The organism is Nocardia sp. NPDC004711 (assembly GCF_053601595.1).
In genome coordinates, this window is the sequence record NZ_JBSGCB010000062.1 from 16,637 (window position 1) to 24,369 (window position 7,733).

The 7,733-nt window shown below is 64.6% G+C and carries 7 protein-coding genes; 3 read left to right on the top strand and 4 right to left on the bottom strand.

Annotated features, from left to right (window positions below):
* Positions 1-12 precede the first annotated feature (12 nt).
* The 3 genes from ACWEKS_RS40600 to ACWEKS_RS40610 all read right to left on the bottom strand — a co-directional run bounded on the left by ACWEKS_RS40600 (position 13) and on the right by ACWEKS_RS40610 (position 3,685).
* A complete protein-coding gene (locus ACWEKS_RS40600; protein ID WP_452345038.1) occupies positions 13-834 on the bottom strand; it encodes a carbohydrate ABC transporter permease in 822 nt (273 codons plus the stop codon).
* On the bottom strand, positions 831-1,835 hold the full coding sequence (locus ACWEKS_RS40605) for a carbohydrate ABC transporter permease (RefSeq protein WP_452345039.1): 1,005 nt from the start codon (positions 1,833-1,835) through the stop codon (positions 831-833). Before ACWEKS_RS40605 ends, ACWEKS_RS40600 begins: the two co-directional genes overlap by 4 nt.
* A gap of 866 nt (positions 1,836-2,701) precedes the next feature.
* Entirely contained in the window at positions 2,702-3,685 is a 984-nt protein-coding gene (locus ACWEKS_RS40610; protein WP_452345040.1) for a tyrosine-type recombinase/integrase, read from the bottom strand.
* On the opposite strand from ACWEKS_RS40610, the gene ACWEKS_RS40615 reads away from it, so the two are divergent.
* The 3 genes from ACWEKS_RS40615 (at position 3,619) to ACWEKS_RS40625 (ending at position 5,734) form a co-directional block, all read left to right on the top strand.
* Positions 3,619-3,927 (top strand): hypothetical protein, encoded by a 309-nt coding sequence (locus ACWEKS_RS40615; RefSeq protein ID WP_452345068.1) that lies wholly within the window; start codon positions 3,619-3,621, stop codon positions 3,925-3,927. The genes ACWEKS_RS40610 and ACWEKS_RS40615 overlap by 67 nt on opposite strands.
* A gap of 248 nt (positions 3,928-4,175) precedes the next feature.
* The gene (locus tag ACWEKS_RS40620; RefSeq protein WP_452345041.1) at positions 4,176-4,454 is read left to right on the top strand and encodes a hypothetical protein; all 279 of its coding nucleotides are present in this window, start codon (positions 4,176-4,178) and stop codon (positions 4,452-4,454) included.
* Positions 4,455-4,558: 104 nt separating this feature from the next.
* A complete protein-coding gene (locus ACWEKS_RS40625) occupies positions 4,559-5,734 on the top strand; it encodes a hypothetical protein (RefSeq protein WP_452345042.1) in 1,176 nt (391 codons plus the stop codon).
* Positions 5,735-6,906: 1,172 nt separating this feature from the next.
* Here the strand turns inward: ACWEKS_RS40625 and ACWEKS_RS40630 are convergent.
* Positions 6,907-7,716 (bottom strand): amidohydrolase family protein, encoded by an 810-nt coding sequence (locus ACWEKS_RS40630; protein WP_452345043.1) that lies wholly within the window; start codon positions 7,714-7,716, stop codon positions 6,907-6,909.
* Positions 7,717-7,733: the final 17 nt, after the last annotated feature.

Below are 7,733 nucleotides of genomic sequence, written 5' to 3' on the forward strand. Positions count from 1 at the left end.
TTTCGGTCATGGTCACTGGTAGCTGGCATGTAAGGCCATGCCGCGGGCGAATGGTCGTTGGACCAGGAGGAACAGCACGATCAGCGGCACCACTGCGACGACTCCCGAGGCCATCTCGACCCCGTAGTTGTTGCCGAACTGCTGATCGGCGAAGCGGGCCACGCCATACGACACCGGCGCCGCGCGGTCGGAATTCAACACGAGCGTCGGCCAGAAGAACTCGTTCCAATGGCTGATCGTCGCCAGCGCCGCGAACGCGCCGATAGCGGGGCGCAGCAACGGAAGTGCGAGCCGGAAAGCCATGGCGATCTCGCCGACCCCGTCGATCCGCGCAGCATCGAACAGGCTCTGCGGCACCGAGAGCAGAAATTGCCGGAACAGGAAGATCCCCAGGGCCGAGCCGACGAACGGCAGAACCAACGCCCACCGAGTGTCGATCAGTCCTGCCCGCGAAAGTCCGAGGTAGACCGGGATCGCGATCGCCTGGGGTGGAACCGAGATCGCCGCCACGATCGTCCACAGTCCCAGGTGAGCGCCCCGGAACCGCAACCGTGCCAGCGCGTAACCCGCCGGCACGGCCACCAGCACCTGGCCGATTACGATCGCCGCGGTGACGGTGAATGTGTTTATGTAATAGCGGGCCCACGGCACCTGCCCGAACGCGACACGGTAGTTCGCGATCGTCCAATGCGTTGGCAGCAGCGAGGTCGACAACACCTCGTCCGGTGTTTTGAACGAAGCCAGCACCATCCACGCGAACGGCAGCAGCACGACAATCCCGCCGCAGGCCAAAGCAAGCTGTAATGTCAACTGGCCGAGTGTTTTTCGCGTCATCGCCGACCTCGGCTCTCGAGGGATCGCCGCAATCCCACCAGTTGGATCATGGCAGCGCCGATGACCAGCACCACCAGTGTCACGGTCAGCGCCGATGCGCCACCGATATCGAGGAACTGCACACCCCGGCGCCAGATTTCATAAGCGAGAGTGGCGCTGGCCTCGTTCGGGCCGCCTTGGGTCATCACCGAAACCTGGTCGAACACCCGCAGGCCCGCGATGGTGCTCACCACGACCGCGAACAGCGTTGTCGGTCCCAGCGCGGGCCAGGTCACGTGCCAGAATCGGGACCAGGAACTCGCGCCGTCGATCGCGGCAGCATCATGCAGACGAGTCGGCACGCTGGCCAGCCCGGCCAGGAAGATCATCACGGTGAACGCCGTGCTGTGCCAGTTCCCGACGATCGCTAGCGCCGGCAGCGCCAGCGACCGCGACGACAGCCATGCCGTATCCCCAGCGATCGGGCTCAGCAGCGCTGCGACCAGGCCTGTCTGCGGGTAGAACAGCCACCGCCACACGATCGACATCACTGCCAACATCGACGCAGTCGGCAGGAAGAACACCATCCGCCACAACCACCGGCCGTGCGCCACCGCGTTGATCGCCAACGCGATCAGCAGCCCCAACGCCACCGACACCGGCACCGTCATCGCGACATAAAGCAACGTTCTCCTGAGACCACCCAACAGTTCACCGTTGGACAGCGCGGTCGCGTAGTTCGCCGAGCCGACGAATCTCACCGAGCCCGACAGCAGGTTCCACTTGACCAGCGACAGCGGGATCGCCGCCAGCATCGGAACGATTACGAACACGCCGATGAGTGCGAAGCCTGGCGCGATCAGGACATACGGCGCGACCCAGGCACGGATACGGAACCGGCCCCGCGCGCCCGGCAACGAAGCCGACAGCGTTTCGCGCGCCGACTCGAGAACATCCGGCGTCAACTCTGCGCGGCCTGCCTTCGCCAGCTCCGGCAGTGAGACTTCAATGGCGGACATCATGGCTCCCCTACAAACATCAGCGTCGTCTCAACCATTTGTGTCCGATTCGTATTCGTTGGTCTAGGGCAGGGCTACCCGCTGTTCCCAAGCTGCAACCGTTGGTCTAGGGCAAGGCGCCTACTTCCCTCTTTCGTCGAGGAATGTAAGCATCGAAGGTGAACGTCACACGGCTACTGCGCAAATTGGGGCCGTACTTTCGGTACAGCAATTGCGATCCAAACGCATCGCCGAGGTGGGGCGTGGTGGCCGTTCCGCCATAACCCACGCCGTAAGCGCGGGTGCGAGAGCTGCTCGGAATGGTCGTCCAGTCCCGTCGTCGCTGTTGCGTTCCGCGGATGGCCCGCAATACACGTCGGTGAAGTTCACCGAATATCTTGCTCTGCAGTGACTCTCAGCGTCGATAGACTCGGTCAGAGATGCCCTATGACAACGCTCTGGCGGAGTCGACCATCGGGTTGTTCAAGCAAGGCCGCGTACTTATAAGTGGCGAGGTCACCTGTCGAGTCGTTGTCCGGTAGGGGCGGTTCCGGTGCCAGCCATTGGCGACATGGGACCTTGACCTTCCGGGCGCTGATGCGCAGGCGGCGGGCGGGAAGCAGGTTGGCCAGCACCGTATGGGCAAGCCAAGGTCCTCGCCCTGGCCCGCCGCCGCGTCAACGTCGTCTGGACACTACTACGCAACAACCGCTGCTACACCCCACACCACCGACAGCCTGACACCACAGCCAACCCACCGACCACAACTTGACATCCCCATTGAAAATCAACGGGCTGAGATCATCTCGCCCGACTGGGCTCGTCAGTCGTGCACGGTTGGTAGCCGTATTGTGCGTTGTCCGAATCGGCCAATACTGACGTCGCGCGGGTCAGGGTGGCGGTTCGCTCTCGATGACGGGCATGCCGAGTTCTGTGAGATGTGTTGTGCAGGAGCTTCTTTCGTGGAGTTGATCGAGGCTGGCGAGTTTGGTGGCGGCGGCATTGACGCTGACGCGCAGGCCTTCGACTTCTCCGGTCCATCCGTTGGTTTTCGCCTCGGTGATGCGGTCGCCCAGGTTGGCGATGATCTCGGTCAGGCGCGGGCGGGCGCGGGGGTCGAGTTGCAGGCTCGGGCATCGGATGCACCATTGCTCGTGGCGGCATGGACTGCCGTAGGGGCGCGCGCAGGTTCCCAGTTCGAGTTTGCGTAGTTCGAAGTGTTGTTGGAATTCGCGCCATTCCTGCTCGGTGGGTTCGCGGTATTCGGCTTGGGGGCGTAGTGCTCGCCGGGTGTCGAGGAAGGACCGGTAGGAGCGTACGAGGTGCTCGTCGAAGACCGCCACGTAGGTTTGGGTGGTGTTGGTGTTTTTGTGCCCCAACAGTTTCGCTGCGATATGGACCGGCAGGCCGTTGCTGACCGCGGCGGTGGCCCACAGCCGCCGGAAGTCGTGGGGTGTGTAGCAGAGCGGCGCGCCCGCGGCGTCGGTGAGGCCGGTCCGCGCCAGGGTGTCGGACAGGAACTTCTGGACCGTGGAATAGTTGAAGGTCTTCCACAGCCGTTCGCGGTGCGGTGCTGGAACAGGTGCGGCAGCGGCGGCCCGGTGACCTTTTCGTGCCCGTCGTAACGCGCGGTCAGCGGCAGGGCGCCGTCGTTGTCGGCGCGCAGGCGCGAGATGATCGATGCCAGCACGCTGGCCAGTTCGGGGCTGACCAGCAGTAGGCGTTCGTCGTTGTTCTTCGACGGTACGATCTGGAGCATCGGGACGATCTCGCCGGTCGCGGGCAGGGTGTAGGCGACCAGCGCGAGATGGGTGATCTCGAGCAGTTCCTCGACGCGGATTCCCGTGTGGCGCAATACCTCGATGATCGCCCAAGACCAGAATGCCTCGTGTTCGGATCTGGCGATATCGACGACCGCGCCGGCAACGAGGTCCTCGATGAGATCGGGCGCTCGACTGGCCAGGCGGCTCGGGTCCTGGGAAGCCCCCGGCAGCGGCCGCCGGTACTCGCGGCCGCCGTGGGTGAAACTCTGGCCCGCCGCGGTATCCGTGGCGGCCTTGAGCAGGGCGGCCTGCTCGCTGCGATAGCGCTGCGCGGTGTCGACCAGAACCGGTAGTTGGGGCAGCCGGCCCCACCCGGGCACCTGGACCGAATCCAGGCCGGGATCAGGTCCTGACACCAGTCACTTACTAGCCGCATAGGGCGCTGACCGACCCGGCTACTCCCGGATGTCAAGCTGAACCGTGACGTCAGGATTCATCCATCAACCGCGTCAGGCTTCGCCGATGTAGCCCCGCGGCGGGCCGGACGATGTAGACCCTCGCCTGAAGTCGACAACATCAATTTCGACAACAGGGTTGACTAGTGAAGGTGTTTCGAACACATCTACTCAACGCCGCAGACCCCGACGCTGAGCCACTGCACCGCAGCGCCCCCGAGGAGCTGGCCATCTCGGGCACGAACCTGGCACAGGCGGCGATGGTCCGGATCCGGATCGAAGGGGCATACACCCCCGAGGGGCTCTTCGAAGAGTGGGCCGACCTCAACATCGCGGACAACGACACCGAACTGACCGCTGTCGAACTGCGCGCGCTGGCGCACCTACTCAACCGCACCGCCGACCGACTCCAGGGCGCACGATAGCCTACAGCCGCGGTCACACCGGCGACGCTTACAGGCGCGGGCTGGCGCGGCTCGCCGACTCGGTGTGCCAGGTGGACGACGACGAACTCGACGACCGTTACTGAGTGCCCGCGTGTCGCCGGCCGGCTGCGAGCGATGATGAGTGTGCGGGCGGGGTCAGCGGTGGTGGACAGGCCGGTGAGCATGTCGAATGTCCGTCCGTACACCGTGATTTCGCGCGGCTGGGTGATCGTCAGCTCGGCCGTGATGGTCTCGACGGTGGCCATGCGGTCGTCGAACATGACGAAATTGGTTGTCTGCTGCGGAATCTCAGCGACGGCTGGGACGACTCCGATGGTGACCCAAGGCAGTCGCCGACGTCGCGAAACGCATGGAACGTCAGCAGTTCCTCTATCGCGGCGACCGGCGGTTTCGTATCGTGCTGGCCGAGCACGTCCTACCGTGCCATCAATCTCGGTCGGTCTCCGCGTATGAGCGAGAGCGGCGCTCTTGTTTTGGATGACGACGTGTGGGACTCTTTCTCTCGAGAGAGATCAACGCTCTCTCTTCTGTTCGGATCCTCGCGGGGGTTAGTCGTGCCTGTCCACGAATCACGCGCTCGCATCGGCGCTTGGGGTCTTGCCCTGGCCGGTGTCCTGTTCCTGGTCTACGAGATCGTTGCTCCGCGTACTGCGGAGGACACTCTCGAGGGCGCGGCAGCCTGGGCTTCGCCGGGCTGGTCGATCGGCCATGTTGCCGCCATCGTCGGCTTGGTCTTGATTCCGCTTGGCTGGGACGCTCTGCGAAACAGCCTGGCGGACAATACGACCGAGCGCCTGGCCTACCTCGCAACAACACTGGGCTTCATCGGATCGGCGCTTTCCATCTCGTACTACGGCGCGGAGGTCTACGGGCTTCGTGCCATCGGTGCCCGTGCCGTCGCCGATGGTGACGCCTCACTGATGACGATCGGCCAGGACTTCCGGATGAGTCCGATCGCGTTGACCATCTTCGCCCTCGGACTGATCCTCATCGCCGCAGCGGCGATACTTGCAGCCGTCGCCATCTGGCGATCGGGCACACTGCGCCGGTGGAGTGGCGTCCCGCTGGCTACGGCGATGGTGTTGTACTTTCCACACTTCTTACTGCCGCACACGGCCCGCATCGGCTGGGGAGCGTTGGTGGCCGTCGGCGCAGTGTGGATCGCCGTCGAGCTCCAGCTTTCCACGTCACACACGCCAGGCATCCCAGCCAACCAGACTTGCGCTCGTACCACTGCGGTCGTGCACCATCTCGGCTGATCACGGCTTCTCCACCAATCCAATAGCTCCTCGAGTTCGACGATGCTCCGGGTGACTCCGGACATGGTTGCGGCACTGTGCCCCAACCTCTTCGGCCCATCGGTGAGCGTCGTGTCGACGAATGAACGTACGTCGGTCTGCGCGGTGATATCGCGGTCGCGGTGACGGGCCTTCATCCACGGTGAACACGGGTTGGATGCTGGCGGCGGTGCGGTCGCTGCGGGAAGCGCAGGCATCGGCGCTGGCCGGAGCGTGACTATGCATCGCGAGACCGTCAGGGCTCAATCCATGTCGCGATGCCCGTGTGCCGTAGAGCCGGTCGCCGATGTGAAGGGCCAGGCACAGGGCATCGCGCGTTCCGGCGGGCCCGAGTCTGTCGACCACTATCGGTGTCTTTCACCCGTGCTGTGAACGGTCGTGGTGCAGACGCATCACATTGAACAACAGTCGGATCCTATGAATCCGGCGGTTGCGTTGCGCGGATCGTCATGGCGCACATCAATCCCGGACAGCCCCAGTCGTTCTCGCGGCTCAGAGTCCCGCGCAGCCGGAGCCGAGGCCTCCGCAGGGGTCGTGGGTTGGCTGTGGGTCGGGCGTGGTTCCCGCGGAGGCGGCTTGGATCGTCACGACGAGTTCCTTCGGGATGAAATCCGTCTTTGCCTGGAGCGTGTGAGTGCCGGCGGTGGCCGGAACCCAGGGCATTCTCGTGAACCTCGGAAACAGGCCGCCTGTCGGCACCAGCATGGTGCTGCTGACACACGTGCCGTTGTCGTAGAAGCTGATCGTCGGGGTGCCCTACATATTCGACGCGCCCATATTGGCATCGAGGTTATAGGTCGACCCCACGAAATAGGCCTGCGGTCCGCCGTCGATCTCGACGGTGCCTGCGTCGGCCGAGCCGCTCGACGCGGGCGGCGGGATGGATCACCTACGCCGACACCACCGGCACAGCCACCACGGTCGAGGCCGCGGCCAGAACGGAAACCGTCGCCGCCCAGCTGGTCCGGTGCCATGTCCCGGTCGTCACATTCATGGATAACCCCAATCGTTTTCAGTCAGGTCGATTGAAGTTCGATGCCCGAAACGGCGAAACGGTCTGATTTCACAAGTGTGGACTGCCCTGAATTCCGGGGGGCATTGATGCGGGTGCGGTGGTGCGGTACCGAGAGTCGTCACAGTCCGAAGATGCGGCGGGCGTTGCCGTCCAGGTAGAGGGTGCGGGTTTCGTCCTCCAGGGCCAGGTCGTCGAGGCTGGCCAGGGCATGGTCGGGGAAGATCATCGGGAAGTTGGTGCCGAACAGCACCTTTCGGCGGCCGCTGCGGGTCTTCATGTACGAGATCAGTTCTGGGGGTAAGCGTTTGGTGGTGTAGGCGGAGGTGTCGATTACTACGCCCGGGTGTTTGCGGGCGACTGCGATCATCTCCTCGGTCCATGGGTAGCCGACGTGGCCGCACACGATGGTGAGTTCGGGGAAGTCCAGGGCGATGCGGTCGATGTAGGGGATCGGGCGGCCCGTCTCCGAGGAGCGCAGAGGGCCGGTGTGGCCGACCTGGGTGCAGAACGGGATGCGGAGGTCGACGCAGGCGGCGTACAGCGGGTAGAAGCGGGCGTCGGTGGGCGGGACCTCCCACAGCCAGGGCAGCACGCGCAGGGCTTTGAAACCTTGGTCCTGGACCCGGTGGCGCAGTTCGCGGACCGCGGTCATCGGCCGGCGTAGGTCGACCGAGGCGATACCGGAGAACCGGTCGGGCGCCTCGGCAACCCAGGCGGCGACCTCGTCATTGGAGATCAGGACGCCCTCCGGGGCGCACCAAGCAGACAGCAGGGCGTGGTCGACGCCCGCCGCGTCCATGGCGGTGAGCGTCGACTTCAGCGGGATCTCGCCGGCGGGGATGGCATCGGTCCACCGCCGCAGTGAGTCGAACATGTCATGGGCGAGAAAGCGGGCGGTGGGGTGCTGCGCCCAGGCGCCGACGGTCATCTGCGCGGGCTCCTTCG